22 protein-coding genes are annotated in these 22,348 nt (G+C 65.6%); 17 read left to right on the top strand and 5 right to left on the bottom strand.

The window, feature by feature from the left end:
• Positions 1–223: 223 nt before the first annotated feature.
• On the bottom strand, positions 224–1,423 hold the full coding sequence (tyrS, locus tag CYJ07_RS17055) for a tyrosine--tRNA ligase (RefSeq protein WP_104204917.1): 1,200 nt from the start codon (positions 1,421–1,423) through the stop codon (positions 224–226).
• Positions 1,424–1,538: 115 nt separating this feature from the next.
• Between tyrS and CYJ07_RS17050 the strand changes: the two genes are divergently transcribed.
• Positions 1,539–2,669 carry an anhydro-N-acetylmuramic acid kinase gene (locus CYJ07_RS17050; protein ID WP_104204916.1) on the top strand — a complete coding sequence of 377 codons (1,131 nt, stop codon included), beginning with the start codon at positions 1,539–1,541 and terminating at the stop codon, positions 2,667–2,669.
• Here the strand turns inward: CYJ07_RS17050 and CYJ07_RS17045 are convergent.
• Together CYJ07_RS17045 and CYJ07_RS17040 are read right to left on the bottom strand one after the other, a co-directional pair.
• On the bottom strand, positions 2,666–3,808 hold the full coding sequence (locus tag CYJ07_RS17045) for a PilT/PilU family type 4a pilus ATPase (RefSeq protein ID WP_104204915.1): 1,143 nt from the start codon (positions 3,806–3,808) through the stop codon (positions 2,666–2,668). The two genes, CYJ07_RS17050 and CYJ07_RS17045, sit on opposite strands and share 4 nt — an antisense overlap.
• Positions 3,809–3,838: 30 nt before the next feature.
• Positions 3,839–4,873: a type IV pilus twitching motility protein PilT gene (locus CYJ07_RS17040; protein ID WP_104204914.1), complete on the bottom strand. Its 1,035-nt coding sequence runs from the start codon at positions 4,871–4,873 to the stop codon at positions 3,839–3,841.
• Positions 4,874–4,950: 77 nt separating this feature from the next.
• Between CYJ07_RS17040 and CYJ07_RS17035 the strand changes: the two genes are divergently transcribed.
• The 7 genes from CYJ07_RS17035 to CYJ07_RS17005 are packed head-to-tail and all read left to right on the top strand — an operon-like array spanning position 4,951 to position 9,796.
• Positions 4,951–5,661, top strand: coding sequence for a YggS family pyridoxal phosphate-dependent enzyme (locus CYJ07_RS17035; RefSeq protein ID WP_104204913.1), 711 nt, complete (start codon positions 4,951–4,953; stop codon positions 5,659–5,661).
• A gap of 59 nt (positions 5,662–5,720) precedes the next feature.
• Positions 5,721–6,545 carry a pyrroline-5-carboxylate reductase gene (gene proC, locus CYJ07_RS17030; RefSeq protein ID WP_104204912.1) on the top strand — a complete coding sequence of 275 codons (825 nt, stop codon included), beginning with the start codon at positions 5,721–5,723 and terminating at the stop codon, positions 6,543–6,545.
• Between the two features lie 53 nt (positions 6,546–6,598).
• Positions 6,599–7,192, top strand: a complete 594-nt coding sequence (locus tag CYJ07_RS17025) for a YggT family protein (RefSeq protein WP_104204911.1) — start codon at positions 6,599–6,601, stop codon at positions 7,190–7,192.
• Positions 7,193–7,236: 44 nt separating this feature from the next.
• Positions 7,237–8,394: a homoserine O-succinyltransferase MetX gene (gene metX, locus CYJ07_RS17020; protein ID WP_104204910.1), complete on the top strand. Its 1,158-nt coding sequence runs from the start codon at positions 7,237–7,239 to the stop codon at positions 8,392–8,394.
• Complete coding sequence (metW, locus tag CYJ07_RS17015) at positions 8,394–8,993, top strand: methionine biosynthesis protein MetW (protein WP_104204924.1); 600 nt, start codon at positions 8,394–8,396, stop codon at positions 8,991–8,993. Before metX ends, metW begins: the two co-directional genes overlap by 1 nt.
• 13 nt (positions 8,994–9,006) lie before the next feature.
• Positions 9,007–9,462: a DUF4426 domain-containing protein gene (locus tag CYJ07_RS17010; protein WP_104204909.1), complete on the top strand. Its 456-nt coding sequence runs from the start codon at positions 9,007–9,009 to the stop codon at positions 9,460–9,462.
• A 4-nt stretch (positions 9,463–9,466) separates the two neighbouring features.
• Positions 9,467–9,796, top strand: coding sequence for a Rieske (2Fe-2S) protein (locus CYJ07_RS17005; protein WP_197038415.1), 330 nt, complete (start codon positions 9,467–9,469; stop codon positions 9,794–9,796).
• Here CYJ07_RS17005 and sfsA read toward each other — a convergent pair.
• On the bottom strand, positions 9,755–10,513 hold the full coding sequence (gene sfsA / locus CYJ07_RS17000) for a DNA/RNA nuclease SfsA (protein ID WP_104204908.1): 759 nt from the start codon (positions 10,511–10,513) through the stop codon (positions 9,755–9,757). The two genes, CYJ07_RS17005 and sfsA, sit on opposite strands and share 42 nt — an antisense overlap.
• Positions 10,514–10,524: 11 nt before the next feature.
• Positions 10,525–11,685 (bottom strand): aminotransferase class I/II-fold pyridoxal phosphate-dependent enzyme, encoded by a 1,161-nt coding sequence (locus tag CYJ07_RS16995; RefSeq protein WP_104204907.1) that lies wholly within the window; start codon positions 11,683–11,685, stop codon positions 10,525–10,527.
• A 230-nt stretch (positions 11,686–11,915) separates the two neighbouring features.
• Here CYJ07_RS16995 and dksA point away from each other — a divergent pair, with 230 nt between their 5' ends.
• The 9 genes from dksA to panC all read left to right on the top strand — a co-directional run bounded on the left by dksA (position 11,916) and on the right by panC (position 22,335).
• Positions 11,916–12,353: an RNA polymerase-binding protein DksA gene (gene dksA / locus CYJ07_RS16990; protein ID WP_104204906.1), complete on the top strand. Its 438-nt coding sequence runs from the start codon at positions 11,916–11,918 to the stop codon at positions 12,351–12,353.
• A 78-nt stretch (positions 12,354–12,431) separates the two neighbouring features.
• On the top strand, positions 12,432–13,310 hold the full coding sequence (gluQRS, locus tag CYJ07_RS16985) for a tRNA glutamyl-Q(34) synthetase GluQRS (protein WP_104204922.1): 879 nt from the start codon (positions 12,432–12,434) through the stop codon (positions 13,308–13,310).
• An 11-nt stretch (positions 13,311–13,321) separates the two neighbouring features.
• A complete protein-coding gene (locus CYJ07_RS20480; protein WP_197038413.1) occupies positions 13,322–13,498 on the top strand; it encodes a hypothetical protein in 177 nt (58 codons plus the stop codon).
• Positions 13,488–16,445, top strand: a complete 2,958-nt coding sequence (locus tag CYJ07_RS16980; RefSeq protein ID WP_104204905.1) for an ATP-binding protein — start codon at positions 13,488–13,490, stop codon at positions 16,443–16,445. The genes CYJ07_RS20480 and CYJ07_RS16980 overlap by 11 nt, the downstream gene beginning before the upstream one ends.
• Complete coding sequence (locus CYJ07_RS16975; RefSeq protein ID WP_104204921.1) at positions 16,423–17,811, top strand: sigma-54-dependent transcriptional regulator; 1,389 nt, start codon at positions 16,423–16,425, stop codon at positions 17,809–17,811. Before CYJ07_RS16980 ends, CYJ07_RS16975 begins: the two co-directional genes overlap by 23 nt.
• An 849-nt stretch (positions 17,812–18,660) precedes the next feature.
• Positions 18,661–20,058, top strand: coding sequence for a polynucleotide adenylyltransferase PcnB (gene pcnB / locus CYJ07_RS16970; RefSeq protein WP_104204904.1), 1,398 nt, complete (start codon positions 18,661–18,663; stop codon positions 20,056–20,058).
• A complete protein-coding gene (folK, locus tag CYJ07_RS16965) occupies positions 20,055–20,558 on the top strand; it encodes a 2-amino-4-hydroxy-6-hydroxymethyldihydropteridine diphosphokinase (RefSeq protein WP_104204903.1) in 504 nt (167 codons plus the stop codon). The genes pcnB and folK overlap by 4 nt, the downstream gene beginning before the upstream one ends.
• Before the next feature lie 109 nt (positions 20,559–20,667).
• Positions 20,668–21,459, top strand: coding sequence for a 3-methyl-2-oxobutanoate hydroxymethyltransferase (panB, locus tag CYJ07_RS16960; protein ID WP_104204902.1), 792 nt, complete (start codon positions 20,668–20,670; stop codon positions 21,457–21,459).
• A gap of 27 nt (positions 21,460–21,486) precedes the next feature.
• The gene (gene panC / locus CYJ07_RS16955; RefSeq protein ID WP_104204901.1) at positions 21,487–22,335 is read left to right on the top strand and encodes a pantoate--beta-alanine ligase; all 849 of its coding nucleotides are present in this window, start codon (positions 21,487–21,489) and stop codon (positions 22,333–22,335) included.
• Positions 22,336–22,348: the final 13 nt, after the last annotated feature.

Genomic DNA, 22,348 nt, shown 5'->3' with positions numbered 1-22,348 from the left:
TCGCCGGCAGCGGATGCGTACTTTACGGTTTTCCTCGCGCCCCTGCAAGGGCCGCTTGTCAAAAAGTTTCAGGACGGTGACGGGGCGATGACGGCGAAGCTATCCACAGGCCCTCGCCGCGCCGGGCCTGTGGATGAAACGGGCGCGACCGCCACCGTCGAAAACGCCCGCACGAGGCGGGCGCTGGACAAAACCAACTTGTCATCAGGAGACAGCGAGGCAATCAGCCAAGCTTCACCCGGGCATAACGCTTCTTGCCGGCCTGAATCACATAGCTCTTGCCGGTATCGAGCATGTGGTCCTTCGCTACCACTTCGCCGTCGACCTTGACCCGGCCATTGCCGAGCATGTCCTTGGCCTGGGCGCTGTTGGTAGCAAGTCCCGAACGATTGAGTACCGCGGCGATGGGCGCCTGCGCACTGCCCTCGAAGTCGACTTCCACTTCGGGTAGATCTTCGGGCAACTCGCCTTCGGCCAGCCGGTTGCCCGCTGACTTGTGGGCGTTGGCCGCGGCCTCCTCGTCGTGATAGCGGCCAATCAGCTCGCGGGCGAGGATCATCTTGATGTCGCGCGGATTGGCGCCGGCCTCGACGTCACGCTTGAGCGCCTCGATCTCCTCGTTGGGCTTGAGTGAGAGCAGTTCGAAATAGCGCCACATCAGGCTGTCAGGCATGGAGACGAGCTTGTTGAACATGGCGCCGGGGGCCTCGTCGACCCCCACGTAGTTGCCCAACGACTTGGACATCTTCTGCACGCCATCGAGCCCCTCGAGCAAGGGCATGGTGATCACCACTTGCGGCTCCATGCCGAAGTGCTTCTGTATCTCGCGCCCCATCAGCAAGTTGAACTTTTGGTCGGTCCCACCCAGCTCGACGTCGGCCTCGAGGGCCACCGAATCGTAGCCCTGCACCAACGGATAGAGAAATTCATGGATGGAGATCGACTGCCCCGACTTGTAGCGCTTCTCGAAGTCGTCGCGCTCGAGCATGCGCGCCACCGTACTCTGTCCTGCCAACTCGATCATGTCCGCGGCGCTCATGGCGGAGAACCACTCGGCATTGAAGCGGACCTCGGTCTTGGCGGGATCGAGGATCTTGAACACCTGCTCCTTGTAGGTCTGGGCGTTGGCCTTGACCTCGTCCTCGGTGAGCGGCTTGCGGGTGACGTTCTTGCCGGTGGGGTCGCCGATGCGCCCGGTGAAGTCGCCGATCAGGAAGATCACTTCGTGGCCGAGCTCCTGAAACTGGCGCATCTTGGTCAGCAGCACGCTGTGACCCAGGTGCAGATCGGGAGCCGTCGGGTCGAAGCCCGCCTTGATGCGCAGCTTGCGACCGGACTCGAGCTTCTTGATCAGCTCCTCTTCCAGCAGGACTTCCTGGGTGCCTCGTTTCAGCAGCGCCAGCGCGCTTGCGACATCGGTCATCGTCTCCCACTCCACGACATGCGTTGATCCACCCTGCGGGCAGGGCCCATCGAATGGGGCAGGATGGTAGCATGTCTTGACGCCTCGCGGGGCCAGAGCGATTCAGGAGAGAGACATGTCACTGTTCGTGGGATTGATGTCCGGCACCAGCCTCGACGGCATTGATGCCGCGCTGGTCGAAATCGATGCCGAGAGCCAGCCACGTCTGCTTGCCACACGGGCCACCTCCATGCCGGAGGCGCTGCGCGAAGACTTGCTGCGCCTGTGTCAGGCCGAGCGCGTCCACTTCGCCGAACTGGCCGCCGCAGAGGATGCCTTCAGCCGCCTGCAGGCCGACGCTGTGGCGCAGCTACTGGCCGACAACGGCACCGTCCCGGAGCGGATCACCGCCATCGGCAGCCATGGCCAGACCATCGAGCACGCGCCATGGGGCCATGACGGAGGTCCCGCCTATACTCTGCAACTCGACAACCCGAGCCTGCTCGCCGAGCTGACCGGCTGCTGCGTGGTGGCCGATTTTCGCCGACGCGATCTGGCCGCCGGCGGCCAGGCCGCGCCCCTCGCGCCGGCTTTCCACGAAGCGCTTTTTCGTCGCCCGAATCAGTGGCAACTGGTGCTCAACCTGGGGGGCTTCGCCAACCTGACCCTGCTGCCGCCGGAGGAGGTCGAGTCCGACGTGATCGGCTTCGATACCGGCCCCGCCAACGTACTGCTCGATGCCTGGCATGCCCGACATCGCAGCGGCCGCTTCGATGTCGACGGTGCCTGGGCCGCCTCGGGACGGGTGAATGAAGCGCTGCTGGAGCGACTGCTGAGCGAGCCCTTCTTTCATCGGCCACCACCGCGCAGTACCGGCCGTGAGGTGTTCCATCTCGATTGGCTTGGGAGGCATCTGACAGGACAGGAGAATTCCGAGGACGTACAGGCGACGCTGGCGGAGCTGACCGCCATGAGCGTCGCCCTGGGCGTGGAGATGGCACGCGAACGTGTAGACGCCCCACCAGCCACGGCGCTAATCCCCTGCGGTGGCGGCGCCCACAACCGCGACCTGCTGGCCCGCCTGGCAAGGCATCTGCCCGAGACCTCGCTGGTACCCAGCAGCGACTGGGGCTGGCCGGCCGACTGGCTCGAGGCCGGCGCCTTCGCCTGGCTCGCCTGGCGCCGCCTGGAGGGGCTTCCCGGCAACCTGCCCAGCGTCACCGGCGCCGCCGGCTTGCGGGTGCTTGGCGGTGTCTATGCCCCCTAAAAATCGTCCTCGTCGCGCAGGGACAGCCGCTGCGCGCTGTCCTGGGCCTTCGCCAGCACGTCGCTTCCTTCGTCGCCGTACTTGATCATCATGCGCAGCTCGTTGGCCGAATCGGCATGCACCATGGCCACTTCCTCGGTGATCTTGCCGGCCTTGTAGAGCTCGTAGAGCGCCTGGTCGAAGGTCTGCATGCCGAGGTCGCGTGAGCGACCCATGACCTGCTTGATCTCGCCGACGTCGCCCTTGCGGATCAGGTCGGCGATGAGCGGTGTGCGCAGCAGAACCTCTATGGCCGGAGCGCGCCCGCCATCTCGGGTCGGCAGCAGTTGCTGGGCGACGATGGCATGGAGGTTGAGTGACAGGTCGAGCCAGATCTGCTCGTGACGCTCGTGAGGGAAGAAGTGGATGATGCGGTCGAGCGCCTGGTTGGCGTTGTTGGCGTGCAGGGTCGCGAGGCAGAGGTGCCCCGTCTCGGCGAAGGTGAGCGCGTGCTCCATGGTTTCGCGGGTGCGCACCTCGCCGATGAGGACCACGTCCGGCGCCTGGCGCAGAGTATTCTTCAGCGCCACCTCGAAGGACTCGGTATCGATACCCACCTCGCGCTGATTGATGATCGCCTTGCGGTGCGGGTGAACGTACTCGATCGGGTCCTCGACGCTGATGATATGCCCGCCGACGGTTTCGTTGCGGCGTTGGATCATCGACGCCAGGGTGGTCGACTTGCCGGTGCCGGTGCCACCCACCACGAACACCAGCCCGCGCTTGAGATTGGCCAGCTCGCCCAGCGCCTCTGGCAATGCGAGCTCCTCGAGCTGGGGGATCTCGTAGGCGATGCGGCGGATCACCATGGCGGGCTGGTTGCGTTGCTGGAAGGCGCTGACCCGGAAGCGACCGCGACCGGAGAGGCTGATAGCGAAGTTCGCCTCACGCTCCTGCTGGAAGCGCTCCCTGAGCCCCTCCGGCACGGCGGTGTTGACCAGTTCGCGCACCTGCTCCACCGAGAGGCGCTGATCGCCCAGTGCGGTGAGCTTGCCGGCCATCTTGATGGTAGGCGGCGCCTGCACCGAGATCAGCAGATCCGAGGCTTCCTTCTGGGCCATGATGCCCAGCAGCTGCTCAAGCCACTCTTGTGCTTTCATTTCCCGCTCCCCTTGCTCTGTGCGGCGGCGTCAGGAGGCAAGCGCGCTCTTGGCGCGCGCCTGGGCTTCGTCGCGATTCACCACGTTCTCGGCCACCAACCTGGCCAGGCAGGCATCCAGGGTCTGCATGCCCAGATTGCCCCCGGTCTGGATCGCCGAGTAAATCTGCGCCACCTTGTCTTCACGAATCAGGTTGCGCACCGCCGATGTGGCGATCAGGATCTCGTGTGCCGCCACCCGGCCCCCGCTGCGCCGCTTGAGCAGCGTCTGGGAAATAACGCCCTGCAGCGATTCCGAGAGCATCGAACGCACCATGGCCTTCTCCTCGCCGGGGAAGACGTCGATGATGCGGTCGATGGTCTTGGCCGCAGAAGTGGTGTGCAACGTGCCGAACACCAGGTGCCCGGTCTCGGCCGCGGTCAGCGCCAGGCGGATGGTCTCCAGGTCGCGCAGTTCGCCGACCAGGATGACGTCGGGGTCCTCGCGCAGGGCGCTGCGCAGTGCCTGGGCAAAGCCGTGAGTGTCGCGATGCACCTCGCGCTGGTTGATCAGGCAGCGTTTGCTACGGTGGACGAACTCCACCGGATCCTCGATGGTGAGAATATGGTCGTAACGGTGATCGTTGATGTAATCGATCATGGCCGCAAGGGTGGTGCTCTTGCCCGAGCCGGTGGGGCCAGTGACCAGGACGAGGCCGCGAGGCAGTGACGCCAGGCGACGGAAGACGTCGCCCAGTTCGAGATCGTCCATGGTCAGCACTTCACTGGGGATGGTGCGGAACACCGCACCGGCGCCACGGGCCTGGTTGAAGGCATTGACACGGAAGCGCGCCACCCCGGGTACCTCGAAGGAGAAGTCGGTTTCGAAGAACTCCTCGTAGTCGCGCCGCTGGCGGTCGCCCATGATGTCGTAGATCAGCTTGCGAACCTCACGGTCCTCCATGGGCGGCACGTTGAGGCGACGAATGTCGCCATCGACCCGAATCATCGGCGGAAGCCCGGCCGACAGATGCAGGTCGGAGGCGTTCTGCTTTGCCGAGAACGCCAGCAATTCGGTAATATCCATGCGGTTCCACTGCTCCCGGTGAAGGTTCACTTCAGTATGCCAGACCTTGCGGACATGACGGATTTCATGTGACTGAGATGACGGATACCATGCTTTCCGAGTCACTGACCAGCGCCCGTAGGCGATTGGACGCGGCCCTGGCCAACGCTGGGCGGCCGGCCGACGCAGCACGATTGCTGGCAGTGAGCAAGACCAAGCCGGCCGCCATGATCCGCAAGGCCTGGGGCCTGGGTCAGCGCGAGTTCGGCGAGAACTACGTCCAGGAGGCGCTGGACAAGCAGGCGGAGCTGGCCGACCTGGAGGGCATCGTCTGGCATTTCATCGGCCCGCTGCAGGCCAACAAGACGCGGGCCGTGGCCGAGCATTTCGACTGGGTGCACAGTATCGACCGCGAGAAGGTCGCCCGACGCCTGAACGATCAGCGCCCCGAGGCGCTGGGCCCGCTCGAGGTATGCCTGCAGGTGAACGTCAGCGGCGAAGCCAGCAAGTCGGGTATCGCCTTAGATGAGCTGGAAAGCCTGGCGGCGGCGGTGCTCTCGCTGCCGCGGCTTCGGCTGCGCGGACTGATGGCAATCCCCGCCCCCGCTGAAAGCCTGGATCGACAGCGCGAACCCTTGGCACGGCTGCGCGAGGCGCTGGAGGCGCTTCGTCGCCGCTTCCCCGAGGCGCCGCTGGATACCCTGTCGATGGGCATGAGCGACGATCTCGAGGCCGCCGTGCTCGAAGGCGCCACCCTGGTGAGACTGGGCACCGCCATCTTCGGCGCCAGAGACACCTCGCGTCGCTAGCGACGCGCCCGCGTCCGGCACAGACCGGTCGCTTCATGACAAAAGAAGGACAGCTCGCAATGGCCAGCAGAATCACCTTCATCGGCGCCGGTAACATGGCCGGTGCCATAATCGGCGGTATCGTCGACAACGGCTATCCGGCCAGCGCCATCACCGCCACCGCGCCGAGCGACGAATACCTGGCGCCGATGCGTGAACGCTTCGGCATCCATACCAGCACCGACAATGCCGAGGCGGTGCGGGATGCCGATATCGTCGTACTGGCCGTCAAGCCGCAGATCATGCGCGACGTCTGCGAAGGACTACGCGACGTCCTGCAGGCGCGCCGCCCGCTGGTCATCTCCGTTGCTGCCGGGCTCACCGCCGACACGCTGCAGGCATGGATGGGCGGCAACCTGGCGCTGGTGCGCTGCATGCCCAATACTCCGTCGCTGGTCGGCGCCGGCGCCGCGGGGCTGTTCGCCACTGCCGAGGTCAGCGTCGAGCAGCGCGATCAGGCCAGCGAACTGCTCGAAGCCGTGGGCCTGGTCGAATGGGTCGAGGAGGAAGGTCTTCTGGACGCGGTGACCGCCGTCTCCGGTAGTGCTCCGGCCTATTTCTTCCTGATGTTCGAAGCCATGGAGGAAGCCGGCGTCAAGCTTGGCCTGCCTGCCGAGACCGCACGCCGCCTGGCGATCCAGACCGCGCTGGGTGCCGCCCGCATGGCGCAGAACAGTGAGTTCACCCCGGATCGCCTCAAGCGCAACGTGATGTCGCCTGGTGGCACCACCGAGCGGGCCATCGAGCATCTCGAGCAAGCCGGCCTGCGCCAAGCCCTGGCCGATGCCATGGATGCCTGCGCCACCCGCGCCCGCGAAATGGCCGACGAACTCGGCCAGCGATAGCCTTCCGGGCCGCCGCGAACCGGCGGCCACCTATACGATATGGAGGAGCCCACATGGGCAGCCAAATGGGAAATGCCGGCCTGCTGCTGATCAACAGCCTGATCAATATCTACCTATTCCTGATGATGCTGCGTTTTCTGCTGCAGGCATCGCAGGCCGACTATTACAACCCCATCAGCCAGTCGGTGGTGAAAGTCACCCAGCCAGTGGTGCGCCCCTTCCAGACTTTCCTCGGCCCGGTAATGGGCCGCTTCGATCTAGCCACCCTGGCCGCCGCCTTCGTGCTCAAGGCGGTGAGTATCGTGATCATCCTGCAGGTCGCCGGAATCGGCATGCCACCCGTCACCCAGGTGGCGATCGGCGCGTTAGCCGCCATCGCCAATGCGATCCTCAAGATCTACTTCTTCGCCCTGATCGTGATGATCATCCTGAGCTGGGTGGCGCCCAATGCCAGCCACCCCGGTGCGCTGCTGGTAATGCAGCTGGTCGAGCCGATCATGGCGCCGGTGCGTCGGGTCATCCCGCCGCTGGGCATGATCGACCTGTCGCCGATCGTCGTATTCATCGCCATCAGCCTAATCGATGGTATCGTGGTCGGCTCGCTGACGCGTGCCGCCGGCATCGCCGGCGCCCTGGTCGGCCTTTGAGCCTTCGCGCGGACGAACCTCAACGACTGGACACCGAACGACACATGCCCGAGTTTCCTGACGACTCGGTCGGCCTGGTGACGCCACAAACGGCGCACTTCGACGACCCGCTACCCCTGGCCTGCGGCAGGACGCTGCCGGCCTACGACCTGATCTACGAGACCTACGGCACGCTCAACGCCGAGCGCTCCAATGCGGTCCTGATCTGTCACGCCCTGTCGGGTCATCACCACGCCGCCGGTTACCACGGCCACGACGAGCGCAAGCCGGGCTGGTGGGATGCCCATATCGGGCCGGGCAAATCGATCGACACCAACCGCTTCTTCGTGATTTCGCTCAACAACCTGGGCGGCTGCCACGGCAGCACCGGCCCTACCAGCGCCAACCCCGCCAGCGGGCGTATGTGGGGGCCCGATTTTCCCATGGTCACGGTAAGCGACTGGGTGCATAGTCAGGCGCGCCTGGCCGATCGGCTGGGCATCGAGCGCTTTGCCGCGGTGATCGGCGGCAGCCTGGGCGGCATGCAAGTGCTGCAGTGGACCCTGACCTATCCCGAGCGGGTCGCCAATGCCGTGGTCATAGCCGCCACGCCCAAGCTCTCGGCGCAGAACATCGCGTTCAATGAAGTGGCGCGCCAAGCGATCCGCTCCGACCCCGACTTCCACGAAGGTTGGTACGTCGAGCATGGCACGGCGCCGCGCCGCGGCCTCAAGCTGGCACGCATGGTGGGTCATATCACCTACCTCTCGGAAGATGCCATGGGCAGCAAGTTTGGCCGCGATCTGCGCAGCGCGGACCTCAACTTCGGTTATGACGTCGAGTTTCAGGTGGAGTCCTACCTGCGCTATCAAGGCGACACCTTCTCCAGCGCCTTCGACGCCAATACCTATCTGCTGATGACCAAGGCGCTGGACTATTTCGATCCGGCGGCGGACCACGGCGGCGTGCTGGCCGAGGCCGTCACCCCCTGCCAGTGTCCCTTCCTGGTGGTGAGCTTCACCAGCGACTGGCGCTTCCCGCCGTCGCGCTCGCGCGAGCTGGCCAACGCCCTGATTCGTGCCGGCAAGCCGGTCAGCTACGTCAACATCGACTCGCCCCACGGCCACGACGCCTTTCTGCTGCCCGAGCCGCGTTACCAGGCGGTGTTCTCGGCGTTCATGTCACGCGCCGCCAGTGAGCTGGGCCTGGAGGTGCAAGCATGATGCGCGCCGACCTGGAGCTGATTCATCGCTGGGTGCCCGAGGGTGCCCACATCCTCGACCTGGCCTGCGGCGACGGTACCCTGCTCGCGGCGCTGGCGCGCGACAAAGGTGTCACCGGCTATGGGCTCGAGATCGACCCCGAGGGGATCACCGCCTGCCTGGCCCGCGGCGTGAGCGTGATCGAGCAGAACCTCGACGAGGGGCTGGTCAACTTCGAGGACGACACCTACGATCTGGTGATCATGACCCAGGCGCTGCAGGCGCTGCGTCGCCCCGACCGCATGCTGGACGAGATGCTGCGGGTCGCCGACGAGTGCATCATCACCTTCCCCAACTTCGCCTACTGGCGTCACCGCGTGCACCTCGGTATCCGCGGCTACATGCCGGTCTCCAAGTCGCTGCCCTACGCCTGGTACGATACGCCCAACATTCACCTGTCGACGTTCAACGACTTCGAGCACCTGTGCCGGCAGAAAGGCCTGGAGATCATCGATCGCGCCGTGGGGATCGGCGAGCAGGAGGGCCACTGGGCCACGCGGCTATGGCCCAACCTATTCGGCGAGATCGCCATTTTCCGGGTCGCGCGCCAGCGCCGTTGAGAGGGAAGCCACCATGTGCCAGCGAATTGCCTCGACTCTCCTTGCGATCGCTCTGCTGCTGGCGGTTGCGCTGCCGCTGAAGGCCCAGCAGTACGAAAAGGTGGGCGACTACCAGGTCCACTACAGCGCCGTGAGCACCCAGCACATTCCACAGGCCGTGGCCGAGACCCACGGCATCCAGCGTAGCCCGGCCCTGGCGCTGCTCAACGTGAGCGTGCTCGAGGAGCTCGACGATGGCGAGACGCGACCGATCAATGCCGGAGTCGAGGGAACCGTCGGCATGCTTCAAGCCGGCGAGCGTACCCCGCTCGCCTTCCGTACCCTGCGCAGCGGCGACTCCCCGTCGCAGGTCGCGGTGTTCCGCATTCGCGATGACGCTCCGATGCACTTCGAGCTGGAGGTGCGTTACGACCGCAACCGCGAGCCGGCAGCGGTGAATTTCATCCAGCGTTTTCATATCGAGCGCTGAGCCCGTGCCCCAGGTTATTGCCCGTCTCCGTGATTTCGCCACCGCCCTCTCCCGGGGCGTGACGCTGCCCGATGGAAGAAGCGCATTCCTGGTGTGCGTACACGGCCGGATCACTGCTTTCGTCAACCGCTGCCCGCATCAGCGGGTGCCGCTGAACGTGCCGGAGGGAGAGTTTCTCGATGCAGGAGGCGAGCTGATCCAGTGCGGCATGCATGGCGCGCTGTTCCTGCCGGAAACCGGCGAGTGTGTCTTCGGCCCCTGCCTGGGCCGTTATCTGGAACCACTGGCGATCTCAATCGACGCTGAGGGCAACGTGATACTCGCGGTCGAGTGAGACGGGGAGGGCCCTGCCCAGGGCAATCGACACGGGCCGCTCGTCGCGCCAGCCAATCTCGCAGCCGTACGCCAGCACCTCCACCCCGCGCATGACCGCCTCCTTGAGCGTGGCAGCATAGGCCGGGTCGAGATGAGCGGCTGCCGCCACGTCGCGGATGCCGGTATGCGCCACGCAGAACAGCAATACCGCCCGCCGTCCCTGTTCGGCCAGCGCCGCCAGCGACAGCAGATGCTTGCGTCCACGCGCACTCACCGCGTCAGGGAAATAGCCATGGCCGTCGGGCTCCCGGAGGGTGACCTGCTTGACCTCGACGAAAGCGATGCCGCGCCCAGGATCGTCGAGGCGAAAATCGAGCCGTCCATCCTCGACCTTCGCCTCGCACTTCAGACTGGCGTAGCCGGACAGTGCCGGCACCCGCCCCGCCCGCAGGGCCTCCTCGACGATACGATTGGCACGCCCGGTATGCACCGAGGCCAGCGCGGTCTCGCCTCCGGGCTGCGGCAATTCGATCAGCTCCCAGGTCCACGCCAGCTTGCGCGCCGGATTGTCGCTCGCCGCCAGCCACACGCGGCAGCCCGGCACGTTCACCGCCCGCATAGAGCCGGTATTGGGGCAGTGCGCTACCACCTCGCGGCCGTCATCGAGGCGTATGTCGGCAAGGAAGCGCTTGTAGCGGCGCAGCAGGGTGCCGCGGACGAGTCGAGGGTATTCCATCTCGCACCGCCCTACTGTCGCGCCAGGAAGCGCTCGAGCCGGCTCACCGCCTCCTCGAGGCGAGCGATGCCGGTGGTAAAGGCGATGCGCACATGGTGCTCGCCACCGTGGATGGCGAAGTCGATGCCCGGCGTGATGGCAACGTTCTCCTCCTCCAGCAGGCGCTGGCAGAAGGCCTGGCTGTCGCGGCTGTAGCGCGAGATATCCAACCACAGATAGAAAGCGCCCTGGGGCGGCAGTGACGGCGCCAGGCCCAGCCGGGCCAGGCCTGTCAGCAGCGCGTCGCGTCGCCGGCCGAGCTCGGCACGGCGGGTCTCGAGGATGTCGCGACACGCGGGGGTGAAGGCCGCCAGAGCCGCATGCTGGGAGGGTGTGGAAGCAGCCAGGAAAACGTTCTGTGCCAGCCGCGTCAACGGCTCGACGGCTTCCTCCGGAGCCAGCAGCCAGCCCAGGCGCCAGCCGGTCATGCCGAAGTATTTCGAGAAGCTGTTGACGACGAAGGCCTCGGGGCTGATCGAAGCCACCGAGAGCGGCTCGAGATCGTAGCAGAGCCCCTGGTAGATCTCGTCAACCAGTAGCTGCCCGCCGCGCGCCGACACGGTATCGGCCACCGCGCGGAGCTGTGCGGCATCGAGCATGTGGCCGGTCGGGTTGGAGGGCGTGGCCAGCATCGCCAGCCGAGTGTCCTCGCGCCAGTGGCGCGCCACCATTTCGGCATCGAGCTGCCAGCCGCTCGCATCGCCTACCGGCACGGTATCGATCTCGGCGCCCGACAACGCCATGAAGTGGCGGTTGCACGGGTAGTTGGGGTCGGCCATCAGCACTCTGTCGCCGACCCCGACCAGCAGTTGGCTGGCCAGCAATAGTGCTCCCGAGGCCCCCGGCGTGACCAGAATGCGCGCCGGGTCGACCACTGCCCCGAAGTGCTCGGCATAGTGGCCGGCGATCGCCTCGCGCAGTGCCGGCAGCCCCGCCGCTGGGGTATAGCGCGTGTGTCCCGCCGTCAGGGCGGCGCGCCCGGCTTCGGTCACCGGCTCCGGGGTGGGGAAGTCGGGCTCGCCCACTTCCAAGTGAATGACGTCGTGTCCCGCCGCCTCGCGCGCCTGGGCGATCTCCAGCAAGTTCATCACACGGAACGGGGCAACGCGATCGAGACGCGAGTTCCACGCCATGTCGGACTCCTGGAAAGTTGAAAGAAAAGTGACATTCGCAGGGGCGTTTTGGCGCCCCGAGCGGTCAATATCTCATGGTATCGATTTTCTCTCGAGCATGTGTCGATCGTTTCTGGCAGGTATTGCAAAGCCCGCCGTTTTCCGATAAACAAGCATGCCTTTGGCGTGAGATACCTTGACCCCGTGCGACAGGTATTGATCAGCAGTCACTCAAGTAATGAGGCAGTCCCATGCCAGTAGCAGACAAGAAGACGGAAGCGCCCAAAAAATTCACCCCGTACGAAGCGGCACCGGGTGAAGAGTACATGAACGAACAGCAGCTTGAGCACTTCCGCCAGATCCTGCTGGGCTGGAAACAGGAGCTCATGGAGGAGGTGGATCGCACCGTACGCCATTTGCAGGAAGAGGCGAACAATTACGCCGACCCGGCGGACCGCGCCACCCAGGAAGAAGGCTTCAGCCTGGAGCTGCGGACACGCGACCGCGAACGCAAGCTGCTCAAGAAGATCAACGAGACGCTCGAGAAGATCGATGAGGAAGACTACGGCTTCTGCGAAGCCTGTGGCGTCGAGATCGGCATCCGCCGTCTGGAAGCCCGTCCCACCGCCACGCTCTGCGTCGACTGCAAGACCCTGGCCGAGCTCAAGGAAAAGCAGCTCGGCGGCTGACGGCCAGGTGAACCTCGCTTGTCTCCGCAACGGGCACCTATGGGTGCCCGTTTGCGTGTCGGTCGCCAGGGGGGAGCCGTGACGAGCTATCGCGGCCGCTTCGCTCCCACCCCTTCGGGTGCGCTGCACTTCGGCTCGCTGATCGCTGCCCTGGCCAGCTTTCTCGATGCCCGCCGGGCGGGTGGCGAATGGCTGCTGCGCATCGAGGATATCGACCCGCCGCGCTGCCCGCCCGGCGCGGCCGATACTATCCTGCACCAGCTTACGGCCTTCGGCTTGCACTGGGACGGGCCGGTCCACTGGCAGCATGGCCGCGACGGGGCCTACTCCGCCGCTCTGGAGCGTCTCGCCGCCCTCGGTCTGGCGTACCCTTGCAGCTGTTCGCGCAAGCAGTGGCGAGCCCACCCGATCTATCCTGGCTGGTGCCGCGAGGGAGTATGCGAGCCGGATAAGCCGGTGGCCTGGCGGCTGCGCAGCGACCTTGGCCTGCGCCCCGTGGTCTGGGAGGATCGGCTGTTCGGCGAGCAGCGCTTCGATCCCGCCGAACTCGGCGACGTGGTGCTGAAGCGCAAGGATGGCCTGTGGGCTTACCAACTCGCCGTGGTGGTCGATGACGCCGAACAGGGCATCAGCGACGTGGTGCGCGGTCATGACCTGCTCGACAACACACCCTGGCAGCGCCAGCTTCAGCATGCGCTGGGGCTGCCCGAGCCGCGTTATCTCCACTTGCCCCTGATCGTCAATCGCGAGGGTCAGAAGCTGTCCAAGCAGAACCTGGCACCGGCGCTGCCGCTCGAGGATACCGAGGTCAGGCCGCTGCTGCATCGCGCGCTGGCCGCGCTCGATCAGGCACCGCCCGAGGCGCTGGCCGGCGCCCCGGTGAGCGAGCAGCTGGCCTGGGCCATCCACCACTGGGATCCGCGCCGTATCCACCCTGCCGTCAACCGCTCCGAGTGACAGGAGGCGCCATGTACGTCTACCGCATCATGCTGTTCCTGGTCTTCGGCGGCTATCTGCTGTCGCCGCTGCTGATGAGCGGCTGGTCGAGCCCCGGCGTGGCCTGGTATCGGCCCTTCGTCATCTGGGGCATATTGATCGCTCTGACGCTGTGGCTAGAGCAGAAGAGGAAGCTAGATGAACGCTAGTCTGGCCAGCGTGTTCAGCCTGGGCATGGGCTACCTGCTGCTCATGTTTCTCTGCGCATGGGCGGTGGAACGCGGCTGGCTCAGCCCCCGGGTCACGCGACATCCGGCGGTCTACACCCTGGCGCTGGGCGTCTATGCCAGCGCCTGGGCCATCTACGGCAGCCTGGAGCTCGCCGCCGACTCCGGTTACGGCTACCTCGCCTACTACCTGGGCGTGGCGGGCGCCTTCCTGCTCGCCCCGGTGCTGCTGGTCCCCATCCAGCGCATGACGCGAACCCATCAGCTCACCTCGCTGGCCGACCTGTTCGCCTTTCGCTTTCGCTCGCGCTGGGTGGGCACCCTGATCACCGTGATCAGCCTGCTGGCGGTACTGCCGCTACTGGCGCTGCAGGTCCAGACGCTGGGCGACGCCATCTTCCTGATGACCGGCGCCGCCTCACCGGCCCTGTTGGCGCTGGTCTTCAGCGCCCTGATCGCACTGTTCGCCATGATCTTCGGCACTCGCCACGGACGTGAACATGCCCGCCACGACACGCTGCTGGCGGTCATCGCGTTCACCTCGGTGATCAAGCTCGTCGCCATGCTGGCGCTGGGCGGCATCGCCCTGTTCATGGTGTTCGAGGGGCCCGCCGACCTTCAGGCCTGGCTCGACGGTCCCGGCCAACTGCATCAGGTCAGCGTACTGCAGCCGGATCCGGCCCACTGGCGCACGCTGTTGCTGCTGTTCTTCGCCGCCGCCTTGCTGATGCCGCATATCTTCCATATAACCTTCGCCGAGACGCTGTCACGGCACACCCTGCTACAGGCGAGCTGGTCGCTGCCGCTGTTCCTGCTGCTGATGGCCCTGCCGGTGCCCCTGATCCTCTGGGCTGGCCAGCGCCTGGGCAGCAGCGAGGCGATCGGTGCTGCCTACCTCGCCTTTGGCCTGTCCGAGTCGTTCTGGGTCCAGGCCCTGGCCTTTCTCGCCGGCCTGGCGGCCACCAGCGGTACCCTGGTGATCATCGCCATGTCGCTCTCGGGCATGATCCTCAATCACATGCTGCTGGTCGCCCACCCCCCCGAGGCACAGCCCAACCTCTACCGCTGGCTGCGCTGGCTGCGCCGCGCGCTGATGGCCGCCGTGATTCTCAGCGGCTGGCTGTTCTATCGCACCGTCGGGGTCAACCATGACCTCACCACACTGGGGCTGGCCGCCTTTGTCGGCATGGCCCAGTGCCTGCCGGGGCTGCTGGCACTGCTCTACTGGCCCGGCGCCAATCGCAAGGGCATGGTCTCGGGTCTGGTCGTGGGAGTCTCGATCTGGCTCGCCGGTCTGTGGCTGCCGCTGCTCACCGGCTTGCCATCCGTGATCCTGATTCCGCCGGGCCTGGAAATGCTGGCCGGCGAACCGAGTTGGTACGTGGTGACGCTGGTCTCGTTGGCGGCCAATGCCCTAGTCTTTATCGTCGTCTCGCTGGTCACGCGCACCTCGGACGGCGAACGCGCCGCCGCCGAGGCCTGCTCGGTGGATGCGGTGATACGACCCAAGCGGCTGCCGCTGTACGCCACCACCGGCGAGGAGTTCAAGCAGCCGCTCGCCCAGGCGCTGGGCGAGGACGTCGCCCGGCGCGAGGTCGAGCGAGCGCTCACCGACCTCGGCATGTCCCCGCTCGATGGTCGCCCCTACGCCCTGCGTCGCCTGCGCGATCGCATCCAGGCCAACCTCTCGGGGCTCATGGGCCCTTCGGTGGCCCAGGACATCGTCGACCGCTACCTGCCCTATCGCCGCGGCGGCCTGGAGCCCACCGACGATATCCATTTCGTCGAAAGCCGGCTCGAGGCATATCGTTCGCGGCTCACCGGCCTGGCGCGCGAACTCGACGGCCTGCGCCGCTACCATCGGCGCATCCTCACACGGCTACCGGTGGGGCTGTGCGCCTTCGGTGTCGACGATGAGCTGCTGATGTGGAACGACGCCCTGGCGGCGCTCTCCGGCATCGACGGCGCCAGCGTGGTGGGCGCGCGCCGCGACGGGCTGCCGGCGCCTTGGGGCGAATTGCTCGGCCGAGCCCTGACCGCGCCCCACGACCATCTCTACAAGCAGGAGGTCGAGCTCAAGGGCGCCATCCGCTTCCTGTCGCTGCATCGCGCCGAGCTGCAGGCCGACGACGACGTGCGCGGCGGCAGCGTGATCCTGATCGAGGACCACAGCGAAATGAAGTGGCTCGAGGACGAACTGGTACATGCGGCACGGCTCGCCTCCATCGGTCAGCTGGCCGCCGGCGTGGCCCACGAAATCGGCAATCCCGTCACCGGCATCTCATCGCTGGCACAGAACCTGCGCTACGATACCGATGACCCCGAGGTACTGGAGACCGCGCAGCAGATCCAGCAGTTGACCGATCGCATCTCGCGCATCGTCAGCTCGCTGGTCGGCTTCGCCCATGGCGGACGCCACGTCAAGGGCACCGCCCTGGCACCGGTCTCGATGGCCACGGTCACCGACGAGGCCCTGCACTTGATCCGGCTGGCGCGCTCGGGCGAGGATGTCCGTTATCACAATCGCTGCCCTGCCGAGCTGACGGTGCTCGGCGATGCCCAGCGCCTGCAGCAGGTCATGATCAACCTGCTGAACAACGCCCGCGACGCCAGCGATCCCGGCGGCCAGATCGTGGTCGACGCCGAGCCGGAAGGCGAGCTGCTCAAGGTCACCGTCACCGATGAAGGGCACGGACTCGATGCGCGCGTGCGCGACCATCTCTTCGAGCCCTTCACCACGACCAAGCCGCCCGGCGAAGGTACCGGTCTCGGTTTGCCGCTGGTCTACAGCATCATTGCCGAGCATCATGGCAGGATCGAGATCGAGTCTCCGCCCCCCGGGGAGGAGCGAGGCACCCGCATCTGTCTGTGGCTGCCCACCCAACGAGAGGATGATGAAGACACCGATGAGCCGGATTCTGATCGTTGAAGACGAAGCCATTATTCGCACCGCCCTGCGGCGGCTGCTGGAGCGCCACGCCTTTCAGGTCAGCGAGGCCGGCTCGGTCGACGAGGCGCTGGCCCTGGAGCCGCGCGGCTTCGATCTGGTCATCAGCGACCTGCGGCTGCCCGGTGAGCCCGGAACCGACCTGATCGAGCATGCCGCCCCGGTGCCGGTGCTGATCATGACCAGCTATGCCAGCATGCGCTCGGCGGTGGAGTCCCTCAAATTGGGCGCAGTGGACTACGTGGCCAAACCCTTCGACCACGACGAACTGCTCGAGACCGTGTCCCGCGTGCTGCAACAGCAGGCCTCTCCTCGCTCGACGCCGCCCGACATCACCGATGCCGGCGGCTCGCGCCAGCCGATGATCGGCGAATGCGCGGCCATGCAGTCTGTCTACACCCGTATCCGCAAGACGGCACCGGCCGATGTCACCGTGCTGATACAAGGCGAGTCGGGCACCGGCAAGGAGCTGGTGGCCCGCGCCATTCATCAGCAGAGCCAGCGAGCCGGAGCACCGCTGATTTGCGTCAACTGCGCGGCCATTCCCGAGACGCTGATCGAGTCGGAGCTCTTCGGTCACGAGAAGGGCGCCTTCACTGGCGCCAGCGCCGCCCGGACCGGTTTGGTGGAAGCCGCCGACGGGGGCACCCTGTTCCTCGACGAGATCGGCGAGCTGCCGCTGGATGCTCAGGCGCGCCTGCTGCGCGTGCTGCAGGAGGGCGAAATACGTCGCATCGGCTCGGTGGAAACCCGCCATGTCGACGTGCGCCTGATCGCCGCGACACACCGCGACCTGCGCGCGCTGTCGAAGACAGGCGAATTCCGTCTCGACCTCTACTACCGGCTCAACGTGATGCAGATCGACTTGCCGCCCCTACGCGAGCGGGACGACGATATCCTGTTGATTGCCGATGTGCTGCTCGACAAGGCCTGTCAGCGCCATCAGCGCGATGGGCTGCGCCTGTCACGCGCCGCACGCCGCGAAATTCGCGACTATCCCTGGCCAGGCAATGTCCGCGAGCTGGAAAACGCCCTGGAGCGCGGCGTCATCCTCGCCGAGGGCCACCTGATCCACCCCGACGACCTGGGGCTCAGGCCGAGCCAGCCGTCCCGACCGCCACCCGAAGCCCAGCCGCCCGTCGAGGAGCACTTCGAGGGCGACCCGGGTGGCGAGGGCGAGGATCTCTCGCTGGAGGACTATTTTCAGCACTTCGTGCTCGAACATCAGGATCACATGAGCGAGACCGAGCTTGCGCAGAAGCTCGGCATCAGTCGCAAGTGCCTGTGGGAACGCCGCCAGCGCCTGGGTATTCCGCGCAAGAAGCAGGCACGACGCAGCAGTGCCTGACCTCGCCCCTCCCGTCTACGACTAACGTTCAAGCGCCCGCAGCGACACCTGCCGGCGCTCTTTTTGCGCCTAAACGGCCCTCCACGCACCAGGTGTTACCTTCCCACCCAGAAACTGCCCCGAGTTGGGGCAGTGGAGGTAACACATCGCTCCCGCCTGACCGACCCGGCTCGAAGGGGAACTTATAAACCTCTGTTCCGAAAGCCTAAAAAGCAGCATTGGCACATGCCGTGCAACATTCAAGGCAAGAAAAACAATCCGGCTGTCACCCACGCCAATAACAACAGCAAGGCGGTTCGGCGAGACAGGACCCGCGCCAATAACAATAAATGCGGGTTGTGAAGCGGATGCGGCTCGGGCCAATAACAACAAGAGGCCCAGAGAGAGTCGCCCTTCGACTCGAAGCAACAACAACAAGACACGAGCGAAGCACCGGATCCATCAGGACGCGACGCGCCAACCCCGGCCCAGCACAAGAACAACGGCCGCAAGAGCGCACCTTCGGCAACAACATCAACAAGCCGAAGGCAGGCATACTTCCATGCCGTCGTGGTTGGATTATTGTTTTGAATACGAGGCGGTCGCAGCCAGGAACGTCGACAATCACAACAACATTGTTGCCTGTGACGCTTGGTGACTGTGGTGCGTATTCAAGGCGATGCGCCATCACGAAGAAGAAACAGCCGCAAGGACGCAGCAAAAATTTCGCTTGTCAGAGGAGGCCCAACGGCCTCCTCTTTTGCTATGTCTTTCCCGCGTGCCCTTGCGCTGAAACCACCCGCCGCTTTGCAAGGTGTCGGCGGTCGGCTACACTTGACACTTTCGCACACTGCGAGTCGATATCGCCGCATGTTCAAAGGATTTACCCGCTTTCTGCAAAGCCCTGGTGCCCACCTAAAGACGCTGTTCGGCCCACAGGAAACCTCCGGGGGCCAGACCGGCCCACGTGTGATCCCGCGTGACCAGCATCCCGTCTCGCGCCAGCAGTTCAGCGAGCCGGCGCTCAAGGTACTTTATCGCTTGCACAATGCGGGCTTTGAGGCCTACCTGGTCGGCGGCTGCATTCGCGACTCGCTGCTCGGCCAGCGACCCAAGGATTTCGACGTCGCCACCGATGCCACACCGGAGCAGGTGCGCGAGCTGTTCCGCAATTCGCGCATTATCGGTCGGCGCTTTCGCATCGTGCACGTTCGCTTCGGGCGCGAGGTGATCGAGGTCACCACCTTCCGCGGCAAGCACAGCGACGACCACGGCGATCATATCGCCCAGCAGTCCGAGCACGGCCTGCTGCTGCGCGACAATGTCTGGGGCGATATCCACGAGGACGCCATCCGTCGCGACTTCACCGTCAATGCCCTGTACTACAACATCGCCGACTTCTCGATTCATGACTTCGCCGACGGCGTACGGGATATCGAGTCACGCACACTGCGCCTGATCGGCGACCCGATGACCCGCTACCGCGAGGATCCAGTACGCATGCTGCGTGCGGTGCGCTTCGCGGTGAAGCTGGACTTCCATATCTCCCCGGAGTCGGAAGCGCCGATCGCCGAGCTCGCCCCGCTGCTGCTGCAGATTCCTCCGGCCCGGCTGTTCGATGAAATCCTCAAGTTGTTCATGGCCGGCCATGGCGTCGAGACCTTCCGCATGCTGCGCCATTACGGTCTGTTCGCCATGCTCTTCCCCGAGGCCGAGGAGGCGATGGCCGAGCAGAGCTGGATCGAGGCGCTTATCGAACAGGCGCTCGCCAGTACCGATCTACGCATTCAAGAAGAGCGCCCGGTCACACCGGCCTTCCTCTTCGCCGCCCTGCTGTGGGGACCAGTGCAGCGCCGCCAGGCCGAGCTGGAAGCCGAGGGCATGCCGTCGATCCCGGCACTGCAGCTCGCCTCGCAACAGGCACTGTCGCGTCAGCTCAAGCACATTTCGATTCCCAAGCGTTTCAGCCTGCCGATGCGTGACATCTGGGATCTGCAGCTGCGCCTGCCCCAGCGGCGCGGTAAGCGCGCCCTCCAGACACGCGAGCATCCACGCTTCCGTGCCGCCTACGACTTCCTGCTGCTGCGCGAAGCGGCCGGCGAGATCGAACCGGGGCTCGGTGACTGGTGGACTGCCTACCAGGAGGGAGACGAGCATGAGCAGCGGCGTCTGCTGGAGAAGGCCGGCGGTGACGCGGGGCCCGGTGGCAACTCCCGCCGTCGGCGTCCACGCAAGCGTCGGCGGAGAAGCTCCTCCGGCCCGGCATGATCCCTCAGGTCGACGCCTTCATCGGACTCGGCAGCAACCTCGACGATCCGCTCGATCAGGTTCGTCGAGCCCTCGGTGAGCTTGCCGCCCTACCCCTGACCACTCGCGTCGGTGCCTCGCGGCTCTATGCCAGCCGCCCGGTCGGCCCGGCAGATCAACCGGACTTCATCAATGCCGTGGCGCATCTGCGCACACGGCTCTCGCCACTGGCCCTGCTCGACCAACTGCAGGCGCTGGAGCAGCGCCATCGTCGTATCCGTCAGCGCCGCTGGGGGCCCCGCACGCTCGATCTCGACCTGCTACTGTACGGAGAAGAGAGGGTGGAGCTGCCGCGCCTGCGCGTGCCGCACCCCGAGATGGCGAAACGTGCCTTCGTCCTGCTGCCACTGGCGGAGCTGGCCCCGGAGTGGCGGCTGCCCGACGGCAGATCGGTGACGGAACTGGCAGCCGGCATGAACGCGACCGGCGCGATCGAGGTGTTACCCGATACCTCAAATTGATGGGCAACGTGTTACTTGTCGACACCACTGCCGCATTCTGGTAACAATCACGCGCAGCACAGGCGATAACGGGCCATGCCTGCCGCCCCCGACACAATGAGAGCACGCCATGAAAACCGTCACTTTGAGCACGCTTCAGGCCTTCAAGCGCGCAGGTGAAACCTTCAGTTGCCTGACCGCCTACGACGCCTCCTTCGCCCGCACCGCCGCCGAAGCCGGGATCGAAGTGCTGCTGGTCGGCGACTCGCTGGGCATGGTGTTGCAGGGGCATGCCAGCACCCTGCCGGTGACCCTCAACGATATCGTTTACCACACCCGCTGCGTGGCGCGCGCCAAGGGAACGAGCCTGCTGATGGTCGATCTGCCCTTCATGAGCAACGCCACTACCGAGCGCATGCTCCACGATGCCGGCGAGCTGATGCGGGCCGGCGCCGAGCTGGTCAAAGTCGAGGGCGAGGCGTGGATGGCCGACGGCATTCGCGAGCTGACACGCCGCGGCGTGCCGGTTTGCGCCCACCTGGGCCTGACACCGCAGACCGTCTACCAGCTTGGCGGTTACAAGGTGCAGGGTCGCGATGCCGAACGCGCCGCGCAAATCCTCGAGGATGCTCGTACCTTGGTGGAAGCCGGCGCATCCGTCATCCTGCTGGAGTGCGTACCGGCCAACCTGGGCAAGGCGATCACCGAGGCGCTCGACGTGCCGGTGATCGGCATCGGCGCCGGCCCCGACACCGACGGGCAGATCCTCGTCATGCACGACGTGCTCGGCGTCACCCATGGCCGCACGCCGCGCTTCGTCAAAAATTTCATGACCGAGGCCGACGACATCCCCAGCGCCTTCCGCCGTTACCACGAGGACGTCAAGGCACGTCGCTTCCCGGCCGAGGAGCATAGCTTCTAGTTCCGTCTAGATATCTGGAGCCCGCTGATGCGTACTCTGCGAGAGATCCCTGCGCTGCGTGACACCCTCGGCGAGTGCCGTCGCCGAGGCCAGCGCATCGGCCTGGTGCCGACCATGGGCAATCTGCATGCAGGTCATCTTTCCCTGGTGGAAACCGCCCGCCACCATGCCGACGTGGTGGTAGCGACCATCTTCGTCAATCCACTTCAGTTCGGCGCGGGGGAGGATCTAGACGCCTATCCGCGCACCCTGGCCGAGGACCAGGCCAAGCTGGAGGCCGCCGGCTGCGATGTGCTGTTCGCTCCTGCAACACGCGAACTTTATCCGCGCGGCCTCGAGCGGCAGACTCGTGTCTGCGTACCGGAAGTCAGCGAAGGGCTGTGCGGCGGCTCGCGCCCCGGGCACTTCGACGGTGTCTCCACAGTGGTCAGCATTCTGTTCAATCTGGTCCAGCCGGATGTGGCCTGCTTCGGCGAGAAGGACTACCAGCAACTGGCGGTGATTCGCAAGCTGGTCGACGACCTGCACTTTCCCATCCGGATCGTCGGGGTGCCCATCGTGCGCGCTGACGACGGCCTGGCCCTCTCGTCGCGCAACGGCTATCTCGATGCCGACGAACGCGCGACGGCACCCGAACTGCAGCGCATCCTGACCGAGCTGCGCGCGGCCCTGCAGGCCGGCGCACCGATCGAGGCGACGCTTGCCTCGGGGCTGACGCGGCTGAGTGAAGCCGGCTTCATACCCGACTACCTGGAGCTGCGCGCCGCCGACCTGGGCCCGGTCACGGCGTCCACCCGCGAAGCGGTACTCTTGACCGCCGCCCGCCTGGGCACGACCCGGCTGATCGACAACCTGACCCTGACCCTGCCGCGCTGAGGCGGCGACGTAC

Source organism: Billgrantia saliphila, assembly GCF_002930105.1.
Lineage (GTDB): Bacteria > Pseudomonadota > Gammaproteobacteria > Pseudomonadales > Halomonadaceae > Halomonas > Halomonas saliphila.
Note: the sequence above shows the minus strand (reverse complement) of the source record. Positions and strands in the feature narration are given on the sequence as shown.